Source organism: Streptomyces sp. NPDC107528 (assembly GCF_055639295.1).
The window spans coordinates 139,079-155,344 of sequence record NZ_JBVKAV010000005.1 but is presented as its reverse complement, the minus strand read 5'-3'; the positions used below and the strand labels follow the sequence as shown (position 1 = coordinate 155,344).

At 70.8% G+C, this 16,266-nt stretch carries 16 protein-coding genes and 1 pseudogene; 6 read left to right on the top strand and 11 right to left on the bottom strand.

Translation table 11 applies throughout. The annotated features are described in order from the left end of the window. Positions 1-122 precede the first annotated feature (122 nt). The 3 genes from ACZ7L5_RS17625 to ACZ7L5_RS17615 are packed head-to-tail and all read right to left on the bottom strand — an operon-like array spanning position 123 to position 4,113. Entirely contained in the window at positions 123-2,030 is a 1,908-nt protein-coding gene (locus ACZ7L5_RS17625; protein ID WP_471517547.1) for an acyl-CoA synthetase, read from the bottom strand. Further along, complete coding sequence (locus ACZ7L5_RS17620; protein WP_471517546.1) at positions 2,027-2,989, bottom strand: fumarylacetoacetate hydrolase family protein; 963 nt, start codon at positions 2,987-2,989, stop codon at positions 2,027-2,029. Before ACZ7L5_RS17620 ends, ACZ7L5_RS17625 begins: the two co-directional genes overlap by 4 nt. Continuing rightward, complete coding sequence (locus ACZ7L5_RS17615) at positions 2,986-4,113, bottom strand: VOC family protein (RefSeq protein ID WP_471517544.1); 1,128 nt, start codon at positions 4,111-4,113, stop codon at positions 2,986-2,988. The genes ACZ7L5_RS17620 and ACZ7L5_RS17615 overlap by 4 nt, the downstream gene beginning before the upstream one ends. A 138-nt stretch (positions 4,114-4,251) precedes the next feature. Here ACZ7L5_RS17615 and ACZ7L5_RS17610 point away from each other — a divergent pair, with 138 nt between their 5' ends. Together ACZ7L5_RS17610 and ACZ7L5_RS17605 are read left to right on the top strand one after the other, a co-directional pair. Beyond that, positions 4,252-4,902, top strand: a complete 651-nt coding sequence (locus tag ACZ7L5_RS17610) for a TetR/AcrR family transcriptional regulator (RefSeq protein ID WP_471517542.1) — start codon at positions 4,252-4,254, stop codon at positions 4,900-4,902. A 124-nt stretch (positions 4,903-5,026) separates the two neighbouring features. Further along, complete coding sequence (locus ACZ7L5_RS17605) at positions 5,027-5,653, top strand: TetR/AcrR family transcriptional regulator (protein WP_471517541.1); 627 nt, start codon at positions 5,027-5,029, stop codon at positions 5,651-5,653. 2 nt (positions 5,654-5,655) lie between these two features. On the opposite strand, the gene ACZ7L5_RS17600 is transcribed toward ACZ7L5_RS17605, so the two are convergent. The 4 genes from ACZ7L5_RS17600 to ACZ7L5_RS17585 form a co-directional block, all read right to left on the bottom strand. Beyond that, complete coding sequence (locus tag ACZ7L5_RS17600) at positions 5,656-6,513, bottom strand: SDR family oxidoreductase (RefSeq protein ID WP_471517539.1); 858 nt, start codon at positions 6,511-6,513, stop codon at positions 5,656-5,658. Between the two features lie 25 nt (positions 6,514-6,538). After that, positions 6,539-7,396, bottom strand: a complete 858-nt coding sequence (locus ACZ7L5_RS17595; protein ID WP_471517537.1) for a transferase — start codon at positions 7,394-7,396, stop codon at positions 6,539-6,541. Continuing rightward, positions 7,393-8,673: a glycosyltransferase family 4 protein gene (locus ACZ7L5_RS17590; RefSeq protein WP_471517535.1), complete on the bottom strand. Its 1,281-nt coding sequence runs from the start codon at positions 8,671-8,673 to the stop codon at positions 7,393-7,395. The genes ACZ7L5_RS17595 and ACZ7L5_RS17590 overlap by 4 nt, the downstream gene beginning before the upstream one ends. Before the next feature lie 64 nt (positions 8,674-8,737). Next, positions 8,738-9,112 carry a hypothetical protein gene (locus ACZ7L5_RS17585; protein WP_471517533.1) on the bottom strand — a complete coding sequence of 125 codons (375 nt, stop codon included), beginning with the start codon at positions 9,110-9,112 and terminating at the stop codon, positions 8,738-8,740. 11 nt (positions 9,113-9,123) lie between these two features. Here ACZ7L5_RS17585 and ACZ7L5_RS17580 point away from each other — a divergent pair. Then, positions 9,124-9,348 (top strand): annotated as a pseudogene (locus ACZ7L5_RS17580) (hypothetical protein); the annotation flags it as partial. A 22-nt stretch (positions 9,349-9,370) separates the two neighbouring features. On the opposite strand, the gene ACZ7L5_RS17575 reads toward ACZ7L5_RS17580, so the two are convergent. Together ACZ7L5_RS17575 and ACZ7L5_RS17570 are read right to left on the bottom strand one after the other, a co-directional pair. Next, the gene (locus ACZ7L5_RS17575; RefSeq protein WP_471517531.1) at positions 9,371-11,140 is read right to left on the bottom strand and encodes an ABC transporter ATP-binding protein; all 1,770 of its coding nucleotides are present in this window, start codon (positions 11,138-11,140) and stop codon (positions 9,371-9,373) included. Positions 11,141-11,258: 118 nt separating this feature from the next. After that, positions 11,259-12,116 carry an aldo/keto reductase gene (locus ACZ7L5_RS17570; protein ID WP_471517529.1) on the bottom strand — a complete coding sequence of 286 codons (858 nt, stop codon included), beginning with the start codon at positions 12,114-12,116 and terminating at the stop codon, positions 11,259-11,261. Positions 12,117-12,373: 257 nt separating this feature from the next. On the opposite strand from ACZ7L5_RS17570, the gene ACZ7L5_RS17565 reads away from it, so the two are divergent. Further along, positions 12,374-13,261, top strand: coding sequence for a Gfo/Idh/MocA family protein (locus ACZ7L5_RS17565; protein WP_471517527.1), 888 nt, complete (start codon positions 12,374-12,376; stop codon positions 13,259-13,261). An 86-nt stretch (positions 13,262-13,347) separates the two neighbouring features. On the opposite strand, the gene ACZ7L5_RS17560 is transcribed toward ACZ7L5_RS17565, so the two are convergent. Next, complete coding sequence (locus ACZ7L5_RS17560) at positions 13,348-14,109, bottom strand: SDR family NAD(P)-dependent oxidoreductase (RefSeq protein WP_471517525.1); 762 nt, start codon at positions 14,107-14,109, stop codon at positions 13,348-13,350. Between the two features lie 148 nt (positions 14,110-14,257). Here ACZ7L5_RS17560 and ACZ7L5_RS17555 point away from each other — a divergent pair, with 148 nt between their 5' ends. Then, the gene (locus ACZ7L5_RS17555; RefSeq protein WP_471517523.1) at positions 14,258-15,163 is read left to right on the top strand and encodes an AraC family transcriptional regulator; all 906 of its coding nucleotides are present in this window, start codon (positions 14,258-14,260) and stop codon (positions 15,161-15,163) included. Positions 15,164-15,200: 37 nt separating this feature from the next. On the opposite strand, the gene ACZ7L5_RS17550 is transcribed toward ACZ7L5_RS17555, so the two are convergent. After that, entirely contained in the window at positions 15,201-15,584 is a 384-nt protein-coding gene (locus tag ACZ7L5_RS17550) for a hypothetical protein (protein ID WP_471517521.1), read from the bottom strand. A 217-nt stretch (positions 15,585-15,801) separates the two neighbouring features. Here ACZ7L5_RS17550 and ACZ7L5_RS17545 point away from each other — a divergent pair, with 217 nt between their 5' ends. Then, a complete protein-coding gene (locus ACZ7L5_RS17545; protein ID WP_471517519.1) occupies positions 15,802-16,167 on the top strand; it encodes a peptidase inhibitor family I36 protein in 366 nt (121 codons plus the stop codon). The last annotated feature ends 99 nt before the right edge of the window (positions 16,168-16,266 follow it).

Here is a 16,266-nt window from a genome sequence, read left to right as displayed (position 1 = left end):
TTGACCGTGAGTGGAGCGCCGTTGCGGACGATGGAGCCGCGGACCGGCCGTCCCTGAGGAGCATCCTCATCAAGGTCGGATGAGGGCACCCCGGCAACGGCCGATGCGCGCCAGGAAATGCCTCAGTCCTCCCCCTGCTGCTGTCCGGCGATGCGGCAGGGCACCGCGAAGTTGCCGACCCGGCGCTCGACTTCGGCCCTCGTGGCGGCGGGCGCCGAGGCGCGCAGCGTGACGGTGACCGCCACCGCCCCGGAGTCGGCCTCGGCGCTGACGCCTGCCACGTCGTCGATGCCGGACAGGGCGTCGGTCAGTACGCGGCGGGCGGCGTCGGCTCGCAGGGGAAGCTTGAACGGCTTGCCGACCGCGGTGACGGGGAGCGCGTCGAGGACACGGACGGCCTTGGGCGCGGCGGCTGCCTCGCCGACGTACTCGGCGGCCCAGGCGAGGAGGTCGTCCTCGGTCACCGCGGGGTCGGCGATCGTCACGTACGCCACCGGCACCTCCCCCGCCCGCCGGTCCGGCTGTCCGACGGCCTGGGCCCCGGTGACCGCGGGGTGCGCGAGCAGGGCGTCCTCGACGACCCGGGGGTCGATGTTGTGGCCGCCCCGGATGATCAGGTCCTTCGCGCGCCCGGTGAGGTGGAGGAAGCCGTCCTCGTCGAGATAGCCGAGGTCGCCGGTGTCCAGCCAGCCGTCGGCCACCTTGCCCTGACTGCTGATCAGATAGCCGTCCCCGTCGTGGCCCTGGACGTATCCGGGGAAGACCGTGGGCCCGCTGATGAGGATGGCGCCCACCTCACCGCCCGGCCGCTCCTCGGCTGTGGCCGGGTCGACGACCTTGATGTCCTGGTACGGCAGCCGCCGGCCCACGGAACCGGGCCGGCGGACCTCCAGGAACCCGCGGACGCTGGCGCAGGTCGCCTCGGTCAGGCCGTATCCCTCCAGCAGCGGAATTCCGGTCGCCGCCTCGAAGTCGGTGCGCACGCCGTCGGGCAGCGCGGAGGCGCCGACCATCGCACACCTCATCGAGCCGATGTCGGCCCCGTCGACCGGACACGACGCGAGGACCGCGTACACCGTGGGCACGGCGCTCATGGCGGCGATCCGGTAGTGCTCGACGATGCGCCAGAACTCCGCGTACAGCGTGATGTCGCGGTATCCCAGCGGTCCGGCCCACACGACCTGCTGGCCGCGCAGCAGCGGTGCGAGCAGGGTGACGACGAGTGCGTTGACGTGGAACAGCGGCAGGGCCGCGAAGACGACCGAGTCCTCGTCCAGGACGGAGTTGGCCGCGATCATCCAGGCGTCGGTGACCTCGTTGGTGTGCGTATGGGCGGCGAGTTTGGGCGCCCCGGTCGTGCCGCCGGTGTGGAAGAAGGCGGCGAGGTCGGCGGCCGTGGGCGGCTCTCCGACGAACCGGTCGTGCGGGCGGTCCGCCGCGACGTCGCAGAGGCGGGCCACGACGGCGTTCCCCACGGCGGGCAGCGCGGCTGGCTCCTGCCGGTCGCCGGTGGGGCCCAGGACGAGCACGTGGTCCACCAGGCCCTGGCGGGCGAGTGCGGCGCTGGTGGCGAACGCGTCGGGGTCCAGCTCCGGGGAGGCGGTGATGACCACGCGGGCACCGGCCCGGCGGACCAGCTCGGCCACGTGGCCACCGGCGAGCGCCGGGTTGACGGGGGTGACGATGCCGGCGAGTTGGGCGGCAAGGAGCGCGGTGACCAGTTCGTCGCAGTTCGGGGAGAGCAGCGCGACGGTGTCGTGGCGGCCGACGCCCAGGTGGTGCAGGGCGTTGGCCGCCTGGTGCACGTCGGCGAGGAGGTCCGCGTAGGTGCGGTTCCTGGGGGTGCGCCAGGATTGCGCGTCGGGCAGGACCGTCAGCGCGGTCCGCTCGGGCCACTGCTCGGCCGCCCGCCGCAGCAGGTCGTACGAGGTGCCGGGCAGCCCGCGTGCGGTGAGGGGCGTCGCCTCGATGACGGCCAGGTCGTCGGGGTGGTCGTAGCGCGGCCACGCCAGGGGGGTCTCGGTGGTCATGCGTACCTCACCTTGTTCTGCTGGGTGCCGAGGTCGATGGCGCCGTCGGGCGTGCGGATGGACAGCTCCAGTACGTCGGCGTCGTGGAGGTATTTCGGGTTCTTCGCCTGGGAGTTGAAGAACGCCTTCCACTTCATCGCCGGCGGCAGGAGCGCGCCGATGATCTCCACCGGCTTGGGCGGCGCCTTGAGCGCTGTGCCGCCGGGCGTGCCGGTGAGGACGAGGTCGCCCGGTGCGAGGGCCTGGAAGCGGGAGAGCTCCTGGAGGGCCTGGAGCGGGCTGTAGATCATGTCGGTCAGGTCGCTGCTCTGACGGATCTCGCCGTTGACCTTGAGGACGAGCCTCAGCTCGGAGAGACGGTCGAGTTCCGCGGCGTCGAGCAGGACCAGGGCGGGGCCGGCCGGGGTGAAGGTGGGGTAGGACTTGGCCTCGTAGAACTGGGTCTTGGGCAGCTGTACGTCGCGCGCGGAGACGTCGTTGGTGATGACGAGGCCGGCGATGTGGTCCTTCCAGTTGGCGGCGGTCACGGTGGCGCCGACTTCGAGGGGACGTCCGACGACCAGGCCGAGCTCGATCTCGTAGTCGAGGAAGCGGACATGGGCCGGCTTCACGATCTCGTCGAACGGGCCGCTGATCGAACCGGAGGTCTTGCGGAAGAACGTCAACGGGACGGTCTCGGGGTTCATCCCCGAGTCGCGCACGTGGGAGACGTAGTTGGTCATCTGCGCGACCACCCGGCACGGCGCGCTGACCGGGGAGACGAGGGGGAGTTCGGCGATGCGGCGCGGCTGCTGTGCCGACCGGCTGCCCGAGCGTGCCTCGGCCAGGGCCATGTGGACCGTGACGACGTCGTCGAGGAGTTCGGCGGTCGTCGTCGCGGAGGTCTCGACCCGGACGGCACGGCTCTCGTCGAGCGCGACCCACCAGGCGTCGGAGGTACGGAGGACGGAGAGGGTCATGAGGAAGCCACTTTCAGCAGGCCGCGCAGGCGTTCGAGGTCGAACTCGTTGTCGTCGTTCCGGAGGGCGGTGATGATCGAGCTCAGCTCGGCGAGGGATTCGCGGCCTGGTGCGATGCCCATGAAGTCCTTGGTGGCCGGCGGGCCCCACTGCGCCAGGCCGGAGGCCGTCATGGGCGCCCAGCCGGGTTCCAGGGTGGAGTCGAACATGTCGCTGTCGGTGAAGTGCTCGACGAGGAGGCCGTCGGGGTCGCGCCAGTAGTCGAAGATCTGACTGCCCTGGATGTGCCGGCCGATCCCCCACGAGCGCCGGTAGCCCGCGCCGAGCAGGTGCTCGCCGCCGGCGGCCAGCGCGTCGAGATCGGTCACCTCGTAGGCCGAGTGCACATACCGGTTGGAGGGGCCGAGCGTCAGGGCCAGGGTGTGGTGGTCGGTCGGGGTCCGGCCGCGGTCGCAGCGGATGAAGCTCATGGTGGGGCCCCGCTCGCGCTGGCCCTTGTAGTAGAGGAAGTCGCTGACGATCAGGCCGAGGTGCTCCAGATACCAGTTCAGCGTGCGCAGGTAGGTGGTCGTCTGGAGAACGACGTGCCCGAGGCGCCGCACGCCGGCCGGTTCCCGCGGCGGGCGCTGCGTGGCGTTGGTGCGGTCGAGGCCGCCGCCGAAGTTGAACGCCTGCGACCGCTGTCCGGTCACCGCGGGCAGCTCGTCCGCGTCGGCGACGACGCGGACCCGCAGGCCGCCCGGGTCGAGCAGGTCCACGACCGACCCGCCCAGGGGCTCGGGCAGCGGGTGCACCCGGGTGCCGGTGCCGGCCGCCAGCCGCAGCAGGTCGCGGGTGTCGGCCGCGCGGAAGGCAGGGCCGCGGAACCGTGACTTCCGGCCCCTGCGGACGATCACGCAGGGGGCTCCGGCCCGGGTGCCCCGCAGGTGCAGCTCGCCGCCGTCGCGGTACGACGTGGCGAAGCCGAACGCCCGGGCGAAGGCCTCGGCGCGGTCCAGGTCGGGCTTGCAGAACTCCAGCCACGCGATGTCATGGACCTTGATCACCGGGTTCGCCGCCCGGCCCGGATGCTCTCCGGGGAGCGCTCCCTGCTCGGAGTGCAGGTCGTTGTGCGTGCCACCCACGGCCACCACCTCCTGAAGAAATATTCACTTCCGAACTTACCGTCAGTCAATAGAACTGAAGAAATATTCAGGAAACAAGTGCGGGGCGGCTAGAGTGCGGGGTGAAGCGAGTGACGGGGTGGCATGGAGGATGGCGTGATGGCCGAGCGGACCGCATCCGGGCGAGTCGACCGGCGCAGGGCGCGGACGCGCACGGCACTGGTGGGCGCGGCACAGCGACTGCTGGCCGAAGGACGGACGGACGTCCCCATCCTGGAGATCACCGAGCTCGCCGACATCGGGGTCGGCTCCTTCTACAACCACTTCGACAGCAAGGAAGAACTCTTCCGCGTCGCGGTCGAGGAGGCGCTGGAGTGGTGGGGCACGCTGATGGACCGCCTCAGCGCGGACATTGAGGACCCCGCGATCGCCTTCGCCCAGAGTTTTCGGCTGACCGGCCGGCTGCACCGCCGCCACCCGGAGCTGAGCCGCGTCCTGCTGAGCCAGGGGCTCGAACTGGCCCACTCCCAGCGCGGTCTGGCACCCCGCGCGTTCCACGACATCCGGGTCGCGGTGGACGCGGGACGGTTCGAGGTGGAGGACCTGGACCTCGCCCTGACGATGACGGCGGCCGCGGTGCTGGCGCTGGGCTCCTTGCTGCACGCCCAGCCCGACCGTGACGACGCCCGGTCGGCCGACCTGGTCGCCCGCAGCCTGCTGCGGCAGTTCGGGATCCCCGCCGAGGAGGCCGCGCGGATCTGCTCGCTCGACCTGCCGGACCTCGACGTGGTGGACACGCTCGTCGGCTGACCCGGCGCCGGTCCTGCCGTACCGGCGCCACTCCTGCTGTAGGGGATGCTCCAATTAAAGTGGACGCTTCAGGACATGATCGTTCACAGGGGTCCGAGGCCCTGTACAACCGGAGGGGCACCCCATGACCAGGCCGGAGACCGCGCGCAAGAAGCGCGCCAACGGGGTGGAGTCACGTCAGCGCATCCTCGACGCCGCCGTGGAGATCGCCGGTGAGCGCGGCTACGACGGCACGTCCATCGCGGCCGTCAGCGCCAAGTGCGGGCTGCCCGCCAGCTCCATCTACTGGCATTTCAAGGACAAGGACGATCTGATCGCCGCGGTCATCGAGCGCAGCTTCGAGGCCTGGCTCACCGCCGTCGAACTGCCCGGCGAGGAGACCGGTACGCCCCTGGAGCGGGTGACCACCATGGCCGCCAACGTGGCCAAGTCACTTGTCGACGCACCGGACTTCCTCCGCCTCGGCCTGATGCTCGCCCTGGAGCGACGCCCCACCGAGCCTCGGGGCCGCACGGCGTTCCTCCAGGTCCGTGACATCACCCATCTAAAGATCGCCGAGGTGGCCGCCACCCTGTTCCCCGGCCTGGACGAGCAAGCCGTGGACACCCTCACCACCTACGCCATCGCCGGCGCCGACGGCCTGTTCGTGCAGCGGGAGGTCAAGGGCGAGAGCGTCGACCTCGTGGCGTTGTTCGAGCTGCACGCACAGGTCGTCCACGACGCGGCGACCCGGATGGCGGCGGGGCGCTAGGACTACGAGACGGCCCCGGCGGACCGTGCCGTGAACTCGCGCGCGTGCTCAGCCGCCCACTGTCCGAAGGTACGGGCCGGTTGGCCGGTGACCTTCTCGACGGTGTCGACGACCGTACGGCCCACCTCTGGGGTGTTGCCGTACGCCTCCAGCAGGAAGCCGATGACGTCCTGCGGGTGACCCGCCGCCCGCCACTGGGCGACGGCCTGCTCCTGCGTCAGCTCGACGAGGGCGATCTCCCGGCCGCGGGCGGCGGCGACGGCTGCCACCTTGTCGGTGACGGTGAGCAGTTCGGGTCCGGTGATCACGTACTCCTGGCTCCCGTGCCCCTCCTCGGTGAGCGCGACGGCGGCGACGGCGCCGATATCGCCCTCGTGGACCATGGCGCTGAGCCGGGAGACGAACGGCTCGCGGATCTCGTCCGAGGCCACGACCCCGTCCGCCCACTCCAGGGCGTTGGCCATGAACTCAACCGGCATGAGGACGGTCCAGTCCACCCCGTCGGCCGCCCGCACGGCGTCCTCCAGCGGGGTCGGCCCGCCGCCGTGCAGCACGGTGACCCGGCGCACGCCGGCCGCGCGCGCGAGCTCCAGGATGCGCGGACCGGTCTCCAGCGGGGCGAAGTAAGCCCCGCCGAAGGTGATCAGATGGAGGCCGGTGACTCCTTCCAGGGCCGGAACCAGGCTGTCGGGCTCGGTCAGGTCGCCCCGGACCACCTCGACGCCGGGCGGGAAGTCGGACCTCGCCGGGTTCCGGGTGAGCGCGCGGACCGCGTGGCCGCGGGCGAGCAGCTCGGCGACGACCTGACGGCCGACGGTTCCGGTGGCGCCGGTGACAAGAATCTTCTGCGTCTGAGTCATGGCACGACCGTACGGAGGCTTGCGGTCAGGTTCTGTCCGCAAGTACCGAGAGGTCGTTGTCGACCGTGTAGTAGGGGCGCACCACCGAACCACCGACGTCGGCTGCCGGATACACGAAGATCTCTTTGCGGTCCGCCACGTCGTCCAGCAGGCGGCCGATCCGGACGGGCGATGTCCCCTCCGCAGGTCCGGTCTGCACGAACAGGTCCCAGACACGGTTCCCGGTCCCGCCGTCGTCGGCGACCAACTCGCCGTACTCCACGGTGAACCGGAACCCTCGGCCGTCGTCCTCGGGCTGCGGCACAAGGGTCAGTACGGTGCCGCCGCCACCCCGAAGCCGCAGGCGGACAGTGGCACCCTCGGCCGGCGAGGCGCCGTGCAGCCGGGCCCTGACCGTCATCGAGCGGTCCGTGATGTCGACGCCCTCGACCTCCGCGTGAGCGGGACGCAGCCATGCCCGCACCGCGAGGTAGCCGTCCTTCGTGACGTACGGAATCCGCACGGCGACCGGCGCCCGCCGGTCACCGCGGTGGCCGTCGACGAGGGTCCGCAGGTCACGCAGCCCGGGGCGCAGGCGCTGTCGTGGCGCGCCGGGTTCGGGGAGCAGGTAGACGTCCCACCGGCCCTCGGCGAGTGCCGGCTGCGCATCCAGTACGGCACGCAGACGCCCGTCCTCCGCGGGTTCCAGGTCGAGGGCGTGGAGGGTCTTCTCGGGCTGCCCCTTCTTGGGGCGCAGTCTCAGAAGCAGCTGGGCAGTGGTCGACGGTCGTTGCAGGACAGCGGTCGAGGGGTGCTGGAGGGCGAAGGTGAGCCGGCCGTCGGCGTCGACCGTGCAGTCGGCGCGAAGGTTCGTGCCACTCGCCGTGCCGGGTTCCGTGCTCATCGCTGCTCCTTCCGTACCGCACGCAGCGCGCGCGAGGCCACGGCGTACGCGGCGTCGCGTGTGGCGAAGCCCTGGCTGACCAGGGTTCGCTGTATTCGGCGGGGTATCGGCCCACTGTCCGGTGGCGTTCTTGGCCGCCCGGTCCCGCGCGCCGACCTGGCCTCGTCGATCAGGCGCTCGGCCTGCTCCAGGACGGGGACCGGGGCGAACCGGCCCGCGTTCCGGACGGCCGTACGGCCCATCTGCCGGCGCCGTTCGTCGTCGCGGACGAGGTCCAGCAGCGCGGCTGCCATGGCGTCGGTGTCGCCGACCGGTACCAGCCGGCCGTCGATGCCGTCCTTGATGATCTCGCCGGGCCCGTAGGGGCAGTCGGTGCTCACCACGGGCAGGCCGCAGCGCATGGCTTCGACGATGGTCATGCCGAACGGTTCGAAGTTGGACGCGCTCGCGGCGATCGAGCCCTTGACCCACTCCGCCTCCATGGGGGCCGCGGCGCCCATCAGAAAGGCCTTGTCGTACAGGCCGAGGCTCTCGATGAGCTGCCGCAGCCGTGCCTGTTCCTCCCCCTTGCCGTAGATGCGCAGGCGCCAGTCCGGGTGTTCGGCTGCGACCTGGGCGAACGCCTCGATGAGCAGGTCGTAGCGCTTCACCGGGACCAGGCGTCCGGCCGCGACCACGACCTTGGCGGTGCCGTCCGCGGCGGGCAGCACCGGTTCGGGGACGCTGTTCGGCAGTGCCTCGACCCGGACACCGGGCAGCCTCATCTTGCGCCGGTAGGCGGCGGCGTCCGCCTCCGTGACCGTGGTCAGCACGTCGAGCCGGCGGTAGGCCCGGCGCAGTGTGGTGCGCAGCCGGGGCGGGTGGTTGTCGAGGGTGAGGTGCTCCTGCCCGATGCGGATCACGTGCTCCGGCGCCTGGCGCGCGAGGTGCACGTTGAGCCCGGGCCGGGTCCCGATGACGACTTCGGCGTCGGTCGCCGCCAGGCTCTCGCCGATCCGCCGGTCGGTCAGCTCGCTGTACTGCCGGTAGCGGTACTCGGCGACGGGGAACACCTTCGCGGGTCTGAGATGCAGGGGATGTTCCTTCTCGTGCCGCAGGTCCACCAGTGGCCTTAAGGACACTCTCGGGTCCAGGGCGAAGTTCGGACGTTCCCGGTGCCGCAGCACGGAGACGATCTCCACCTCGTGACGGTCGGCCAGGGCGTGCGCCAGGTTGAAGGTGGTGGCGATCGTGCCTCCGATCCCGTAGGCGTTGTGCAGCAGGAAAGAGATCTTCATGGCGGACTAGACCGCACCGAACACCCTTTAGTTGCCTGTTGTTATATCTCCGTTGTCTTGCAGGTCATCGTGGCATTGCCGGTCGGGCGACGAGGCGGACGAGGAGAACGGCCGGCGTACATGGCAGCGACACCCGCAGCCCGCCCCGGCTCCAGACGGCCGATCCGGGGGACACGGAGGACAGGTGAAGGATCTCCGCGCTGACCTCTCTCCCCGCCAAGTGCCGTACCGGCAGACTCAGTTCGGGACCCCCGCCGCGCCGCCACACCAGGACGTACGACGTGCGGTCGTCGGGCGTCCGCATCCCGAGGGCCAGCCACTCGTCGGTCCACCCGGGCAGCCCGAGCGGCCAGAACGGCACCGCCCGCGCCAGGTCCGGGCGGATCGCCTTGTAAGTGGCCACCGCGTCTCGTACGAGGGCGAGTTGGCGCTGCGACATGCGGTCCAGGTGCCCCGACAGCCGACATCGTGTCCCGCACGGCGGACATCACCGTGGGAGACGCGGCGCCGGTGAAGGTCACCTTCAAGAACACCTGGAGTTCGGACGACTACTGGACCGTGGGCCTCCCCGTGGAGCTGAGGAAGGGCTCCAACACGGTGACATTCGGCAATGCGACGGCTTGGGCACCGGACATCGACCGGATCGAACTCGGCCGGGTGGTGGACGGCCGGTAGTCCGGCTGTCCGGGCGGGTCCGTCAGGCAACCTGCCCGCTGTGCAGTGCGGCGTACGCCCCGTTCCGGCGCAGGAGTTCCTCGTGGGTGCCCGTCTCCTGGATCCGGCCGTCTCCCAGCACCACGATCCGGTCGGCGCCGCGCACCGTGGACAGTCGGTGTGCCACGACGAAGGTGGTGCGGCCGTGCAGCAGGCGGGCGAGGGCCTGCTGCACGAGCGCCTCCGAGTGGGTGTCCAGGGCCGACGTCGCCTCGTCGAGGACGAGCACCCTCGGGTCCCGGATCAGGGCACGGGCGATGGCCAGGCGCTGGCGCTGTCCGCCGGACAGCCGTGCCCCGCGCTCCCCGACCACGGTGTCGAGGCCCAGCGGCATCCGGTCGACGAACTCCAGCGCGTTGGCGTCGCGCAGCGCCGCGCGCACCGTCTCCTCGTCGGCGTCGTCCATGCCGTAGACGACGTTCTCCCGGATGGTGCCGTCGAAGAGGATCGACTCCTGCGGCACGACCGAGAGGAAGCGGCGGTACGTGCGCAGGTCGAGGGCGTTCATGTCCGTGCCGTCGAGCAGCAGTTGGCCGGAGGTCGGCCGGATGAAGCCGATGACGAGGTTCAGCACGGTGGACTTGCCCGCACCTGACGCGCCGACGAGGGCGATGGTCTCCCCCGGCGCGACGGTCAGGCTGAACTCCCGTACGGCCGGCCGGCCGCTGTCCTCGTACGCATACCCGACCTTCTCGAAGGTCACGGCGCCGTGCAGTGAGGCGAGTTCGGCCTTGCCCTCGTTGTCCTCCAGTTCGGGCGCCTGGAGGACCTCGCCGACGGAGCGGACGGATTCCAGGCCCTTGGTGATGACCGGGGCCAGTCCCGCCAGTGTCGTCGTGGAGTTGGTGAGCGTCGTCAGGAACGCGCTCAGCATGACGACGTCGCCGGCGGTCACGCCCCAGACGTCGTAGTACGAGACCAGCGCCGCGCCGGCGAGCACGAGCACGCCGACCACGTTCAGCACGACCCAGGCGAGTGAGCCGAAGCGGCCGTTGACGAGGTCGAGGCGCATGCCGGAGGTCAGCAGCCGGTCCAGGGTGCCGTCCATGCGGCGCAGTGCCTTGCCCTCCAGTCCGTGGGCGCGGGTCACCGGGATGAGGCGGGTCATCTCCGTCACCCGGGACGACAGGGTCTCGACCTCGTGGCGGAAGTGCTCGTTGTGGGTGCGCAGACGGGCCCGCAGTCGGGCGACGACGAGTGCGGCGGCGGGCACGACGACGAGGAAGACGGGCACGAACTCCGGTGTGCGGATGGCGATGATGACCAGGCCGCCGATGAGCACGGTGCCGGCGCCGAGCCCCGTCTCCGCGGTCTGCTGCACCATCTGCTCGACGGTCTCCACGTCACGTACGACCTTGGCCTGGAGCACACCGGCGCTGACACGCGAGTGGTAGCCGATGGAGAGCTGCTGCATACGCGTACACAGGGCGGAACGCAGGCTGGTGCCCATCCGGCGCACACTGCCGTACAGCAGGCGTACGTAGAGGACGTGCAGGGGGTAGTTGACCAGCAGGATGAACATGATCACGCCGGTGCTCAGCCAGAGCCTGCTGATCGGCTGGTGCTGGACGACGGTGTCGATGATGGACGCGGTGATCAGCGGCAGCAGCCAGATCGGGCTGTGCTTGACGGTGAAGACGCCGACCGCCGCCGCGAGGCGGTGGCGGTCGGCGCGGAACAGATAGGCGAGGGTGCGTACGGGGTGTTCGCCGCGGTAGCGGTGGTCGAGCGGTCTCTCGTGCGACGACGCCATCGGCGTTGTCCTTCCCGGGGATCCGGATGATTGCAGACACCTGCCGTGCAGCAAACGCTTTCCCATCCCGTCCCGAGAGGGAGTACACCCGCGTTCGGGAACGGGTTCCCGGAGTGCTTCAGACCGCGTCCAGCTCCGCGATCTCCTCCGCGGTGAGGGCGAGTTCGGTCGCGGCGAGCGAGTCGAGGATCGTCTCAGGGCGGCTCGATCCCGGGATCGGGACGACGACCGGCGACTTGGCGAGCATCCAGGCCAGGCAGACGCGCTGCGGGCTCACCCCGTGGGCCTCGCCGGCCCGCGCGAACGGGGCGTAGGCGGAGCCCAGTTCACCGGCGCGCGAGATGCCGCCGAGCGGGCTCCACGGCAGGAATGCGATGCCGAGCTCGTCGCACAGGCGCAGCTCCGGCTCGCTGGAGCGGAACGCCGGGGAGAACTGGTTCTGCACGGAGACCAGCCGGCCGCCCAGGATCTCGTTGGCCTGGCGGATCTGCTCCGGGTTCGCGTTGGAGATCCCGGCCATCCGGATCTTGCCCTCGTCGAGCAGGTCGCGTACGGCGCCGACCGACTCGGCGTACGGCACCTTCGGGTCGGGGCGGTGGAACTGGTAGAGCCCGATGGCCTCCACGCCGAGCCGGCGCAGCGACGCCTCGCAGGCCTCCTTGAGGTACCGCGGGCTGCCGTCCAGCGTCCAGCTGCCGTCGCCGGGACGCAGATGGCCGCCCTTCGTGGCGACCAGGACGTCCTTGCCCCGGTCGTGGGAGGCGAGGGCCTTGGCGATCAGGGTCTCGTTGTGACCGACCTCGTGGGCGTCCCGGTGGTAGGCGTCCGCGGTGTCGATCAGGGCCACGCCGGCGTCCAGCGCGGCGTGGATCGTGACGAGGGAACGTGCCTCGTCCGGGCGTCCCTCGATGGACATGGGCATTCCGCCCAGGCCTATCGCGCTGACCTCGGCATCCCCGATGCGGCGGGTGTGCATGGGCTGGTGACCTCTTTCGGCTGTCGCGCGGAGAACGATGTCGCCCGGCGAGCGCGCCATGGATGGCACGCGGTACCGGACCGACTCCAGCGTGACTTCCGGGTCGCGGAAGGTCCAATAGAAGAAAGCGAATGCATTCAGTGACGCCAACGCTGAATTCCCGGTGCCGGCATCGCCCACGTAACCGCTTGTGCCGCCTCCAGGTCGATGTGACACGCTCACCCCGATCGATCGACGGCATCGTGAGAGGCGGCGGCATGCGCATCGGACTGCTCGGCACCGGCCCGTGGGCCCGGATGGCTCATGCTCCCGCCCTGAGCCGGCACACCGAACTGGACTTCGTGGGGGTGTGGGGCCGCCGTACGGCTCCCACCAAGGAGTTGGCCGACAGCTACGGCGTGCGTGCCTACGACGATGTCGACGCGCTGCTCGCCGACGTGGACGCCGTGGCCGTCGCCCTGCCGCCGGCCGTTCAGGCCGACCTGGCGGCGCGGGCCGCACGGGTGGGCTGCCATCTGCTGCTGGACAAGCCGCTCGCGCCGACGGTGGAGCAGGCACGGTCGGTCGTCGAGGCGGTGGAAGGGGCCGGCGTGGCCTCGGTCGTCTTCTTCACCACCCGTTTCCAGCCGGAGACCGAGGCGTGGATCACCGAACAGGCGGCTGTGGAAGGCTGGTTCACGGGTCGGGCGGAGTGGCTCGGCGCGGTGTTCAGCGGTGACGGCAACCCGTTCGCGGACTCGCCGTGGCGGCAGGACAAGGGCGCGCTGTGGGACGTGGGTCCCCATGCCCTGTCCGTGCTGCTGCCGGTCCTGGGCGACGCCGGGCAGGTGACGGCCGCCGCACACGGGCCCGGCGACACGGTGCACCTGGTCCTCGACCACGCCGGCGGCGCGTCCAGCACCCTGGCCCTGAGCCTCACGGCGCCGGCCGCCGCGGCGGGAGCGACCGTGGAGCTGCGGGGCACGGCCGGTGTGACGCTGATGCCGGAGAGCACCGAGAGCGCGGTGTCCGCCCTGCTCCGGGCCGCGGACGCCCTGCTGACCGCCTCCCGCACCGGCCGGCCCCATCCGTGCGACGCGGCGTTCGGCCTGCGGGTCACCGAGATCCTGGCTGCGGCCGAGGCGTTGTTGAACAGCGACGCCTGACGGGTGGCGGCAGTTGGGCCGGCACCGGAAGCGGGTGGGCCAGCCCAGGAGGCGGCGGGCCGGCCCGTGAGGCGGGTGGTGCAGCCCTAGAGGTTGTAGCCGCCCGACACCTCGATGTTCTGTGCGGTGACCCAGCGGCTCTCGTCGGAGACGAGCGTGGCGATCATCTTGCCGATGTCGTCGGGTTCGCCGACGCGGCCGAACGCGGTCTTCGCGGCGAGGGCGGGGACGACCTCGGGGAACCGGGTGAAGGCGTCGTCGCCGAGGCGGGTGCGGGTCGCCCCGGGCGAGACCGCGTTGACCCGGATGCCCCGGCCGCTGAACTCCTTGGCCATGTAGCGGGTCAGCACGTCCAGGCCGCCCTTCATGCCGGCGTACACCGAGTAGCCGGGCTCCAGGCCGGTGGTGGTGGACGCCGAGTTGCTGCTCGTGTTGACGATGGCGCCGCCGTCCGTGATCAGCGGCAACAGCTTCTGGGTGAGGAAGTACGGGCCCTTGAGCAGAACTCGCATGAGCCCGTCGAACAATTCCCAGGTCGTGTCCTCGATCAGCGAGGTCTGCGCGAAGCCGGCGTTGTTCACCAGGTAGTCGAAGGAGTCGCGCTGCCAGGTGTCGCGCAGGACCCCGGCCACGGTGTCGCGGAACCCGTCGAAGGTGCCGGTCTCCCCGACGTCCAGCGGCAGCGCGACGGCCGTACCGCCCTCCTTCTCGATGACGGCGACGGTGTCCTTCCCTCCTTGCGGGTTGTTGCCGTAGGTCAGGATGACTCCGACTCCGCGCTTGGCGATCTCGATCGCGGCGCTCTGTCCGATGCCGGAGCTGGCACCGGTGACGATGGCGACCTTCATGGTGGTCCTCCTGGGTACGGTCGTATGGAGCTCGATGACTCCATTCAACCCACCTGACCTGCGGAAACGTTAGAACGATGCTCTCTCGTGCTTGCACGATCCTCGCGTGCCCGGGAGCCGGGGCGCGAAAGGGTGCTGCAATGGAGGCATGCAGCTGGAAGAGCTCCGCGCCCTGCTGGACCGGCACGTACGGCCCGACTGGACGACCGCCGTCGACGGCGTCCTGATCTCGAGGGTCGACCGGCCGGATCCGCCGGCGCCCTCCATGTCGGGCACGGTGCTCGCGGTCATCGCCCAGGGCGCGAAACGTCTCGCGCTGGGTGACCGGGTCTTCGAATACGGACCCGGGCAGTACCTGGTCGCGTCCGTCGACCTGCCCGTCACGGGACAGTTCACCCAGGCCGACCCCGAGCAGCCGGCGCTGGGATTCGGACTCGTCCTGGAACCGTCCGCCGTCGCCGAGCTGCTGCTGCGGGCCGGGCCCGCGGACACTCCGCGCACGACCGGAGGTGCGCCGTCGGGGATCGCCGTCAGCGACGCCTCGCCCGCCCTGCTCGACGCGGTGATCCGACTGCTGCGCCTGCTCGACGAACCCCGCGACCGGGCCGTACTGGCTCCGCTGGTCAAGCGGGAGATCCTGTGGCGCGTCATCACCGGCGAGCAGGGCGCGACGGTGCGCCAGCTCGGCCTCGCCGACAGCAGTCTCAGCCATGTCTCGCGGGCCGTGCGCTGGATCCGCGAGCACTACGCGCAGCCCTTCCGAGTGGAGGACGTGGCCCGGATGTCCGGCATGAGTGTCTCGGCCTTCTACCGCAACTTCCAGGCGGTGACCGCGATGAGCCCCATCCAGTTCCAGAAGCAGATCCGGCTCCAGGAGGCCAGGCTGCTCCTCGCCACCCACCCGGGCAATGTCACCGGAGTGGGGCACCGCGTCGGCTACGACAACCCGTCCCAGTTCAGCCGCGAGTACCGCCGCCAGTTCGGCGCCCCGCCCAGCCAGGACGCCGCCCGCCTGCGCGACGCGGTGCGCACTCCGGCGGGCGCCCTGCCCTGAGCCGTCCGCCGAGGACCTGCTGGACCGGGTTCCGGCACTAGATCGCGCAGCCGTTCGGGCCGGGGACGCCGTCGATCCAGTTGGTGCTGTTCTCGATGTAGTAGCTGGACACGATTCCGTACTTGTCCCAGCCCCGCGGCGAGACCATCACCCAGTACGGGTTGCCGCCGACCGTCTGGCCCGGGATCTGGCAGTACACGAGCACCTCGTCCCAGGAGTTGATCTGCCCGATGACCGTGGGGCAGTTCGAGGTGCTCGGCGAGGTGGCGCAGTTGCCCTGGTTCATGTCGCGGACGTTGACCCCGTTCGCCCACACGCCGTACCAACCGCGGCCGTGACCCTCGGCCGCGGCGCCCTGAGCGGTGGTGAACACGAGGGCGAGTGCTCCGGCGGCGGCGAGTGCCGCGGTCCTCTTGCGCATGTCGTTCCTTTCGATGCCGTGGCGGGTCGGCTCGCGGGAGGGTCCCGCACTCATCGCCCCGCACTTTAGGCAGGCCCGAGAGCTCGTGGTCCCTGACATCTGTCAGGGACCGGGACCCTGAACCGGGCGCGATGCTTGGCCACTTGGAATCGGCCGGGCCGACAACAGCCGCCTGGCAGTGACTCGGACGGAGGAAACGTTGAAGGCACGATTTCGCATGAGGGCCGGCGTGGGCGTGGCGGCACTGCTGATGACGGCGGCCACGGGTGTGGTGTCGGCGCCGTCGGCGTCGGCCGCCGTGGCGGACTGCCCCAGGGGATACGTCTGTGTATGGAACAACGACGTGGCGTGGGGCGAGCCGACCTGGAAGTCGACGGGGAATCTGTACAACCTGCGCTCGGAGCACGGGATGTACATCGTCAACAACGGTGTGCCCTACCCGGGCGCCGACCACATCCGGTTCAGCGTCACCGCCCCGGGTGGAAACTTCCAGGGGTGCCTGCACTACCCGAACGACCCCAACACCGACAACTTCGTGGGCCCCGTCACCCTGCACAGCGCGGTGTGGGGCGGCGAGTGCTGATCTGACGCCGACCGCCGACCGCTCGGGCGGCGCGGCGCCGGGCGGCCCGGACCTGAGATCAAGGTCCGGGCCGCCCGGTGTCCCCTACGGCTCGGGGCT

What these genes read in the sequence shown, in the direction of transcription:
- ACZ7L5_RS17600 (WP_471517539.1), bottom strand. Translation starts at nt 6,513, where the DNA reads ATGACTCAGACGCAGAAGATTCTTGTCACCGGCGCCACCGGAACCGTC.
- ACZ7L5_RS17550 (WP_471517521.1), bottom strand. Translation starts at nt 15,584, where the DNA reads ATGCGCAAGAGGACCGCGGCACTCGCCGCCGCCGGAGCACTCGCCCTC.
- ACZ7L5_RS17560 (WP_471517525.1), bottom strand. Translation starts at nt 14,109, where the DNA reads ATGAAGGTCGCCATCGTCACCGGTGCCAGCTCCGGCATCGGACAGAGC.
- ACZ7L5_RS17595 (WP_471517537.1), bottom strand. Translation starts at nt 7,396, where the DNA reads ATGAGCACGGAACCCGGCACGGCGAGTGGCACGAACCTTCGCGCCGAC.
- ACZ7L5_RS17605 (WP_471517541.1), top strand. Translation starts at nt 5,027, where the DNA reads ATGACCAGGCCGGAGACCGCGCGCAAGAAGCGCGCCAACGGGGTGGAG.
- ACZ7L5_RS17590 (WP_471517535.1), bottom strand. Translation starts at nt 8,673, where the DNA reads ATGAAGATCTCTTTCCTGCTGCACAACGCCTACGGGATCGGAGGCACG.
- ACZ7L5_RS17585 (WP_471517533.1), bottom strand. Translation starts at nt 9,112, where the DNA reads ATGTCGCAGCGCCAACTCGCCCTCGTACGAGACGCGGTGGCCACTTAC.
- ACZ7L5_RS17575 (WP_471517531.1), bottom strand. Translation starts at nt 11,140, where the DNA reads ATGGCGTCGTCGCACGAGAGACCGCTCGACCACCGCTACCGCGGCGAA.
- ACZ7L5_RS17570 (WP_471517529.1), bottom strand. Translation starts at nt 12,116, where the DNA reads ATGCACACCCGCCGCATCGGGGATGCCGAGGTCAGCGCGATAGGCCTG.
- ACZ7L5_RS17545 (WP_471517519.1), top strand. Translation starts at nt 15,802, where the DNA reads ATGAGGGCCGGCGTGGGCGTGGCGGCACTGCTGATGACGGCGGCCACG.
- ACZ7L5_RS17625 (WP_471517547.1), bottom strand. Translation starts at nt 2,030, where the DNA reads ATGACCACCGAGACCCCCCTGGCGTGGCCGCGCTACGACCACCCCGAC.
- ACZ7L5_RS17610 (WP_471517542.1), top strand. Translation starts at nt 4,252, where the DNA reads ATGGCCGAGCGGACCGCATCCGGGCGAGTCGACCGGCGCAGGGCGCGG.
- ACZ7L5_RS17565 (WP_471517527.1), top strand. Translation starts at nt 12,374, where the DNA reads ATGCGCATCGGACTGCTCGGCACCGGCCCGTGGGCCCGGATGGCTCAT.
- ACZ7L5_RS17620 (WP_471517546.1), bottom strand. Translation starts at nt 2,989, where the DNA reads ATGACCCTCTCCGTCCTCCGTACCTCCGACGCCTGGTGGGTCGCGCTC.
- ACZ7L5_RS17555 (WP_471517523.1), top strand. Translation starts at nt 14,258, where the DNA reads ATGCAGCTGGAAGAGCTCCGCGCCCTGCTGGACCGGCACGTACGGCCC.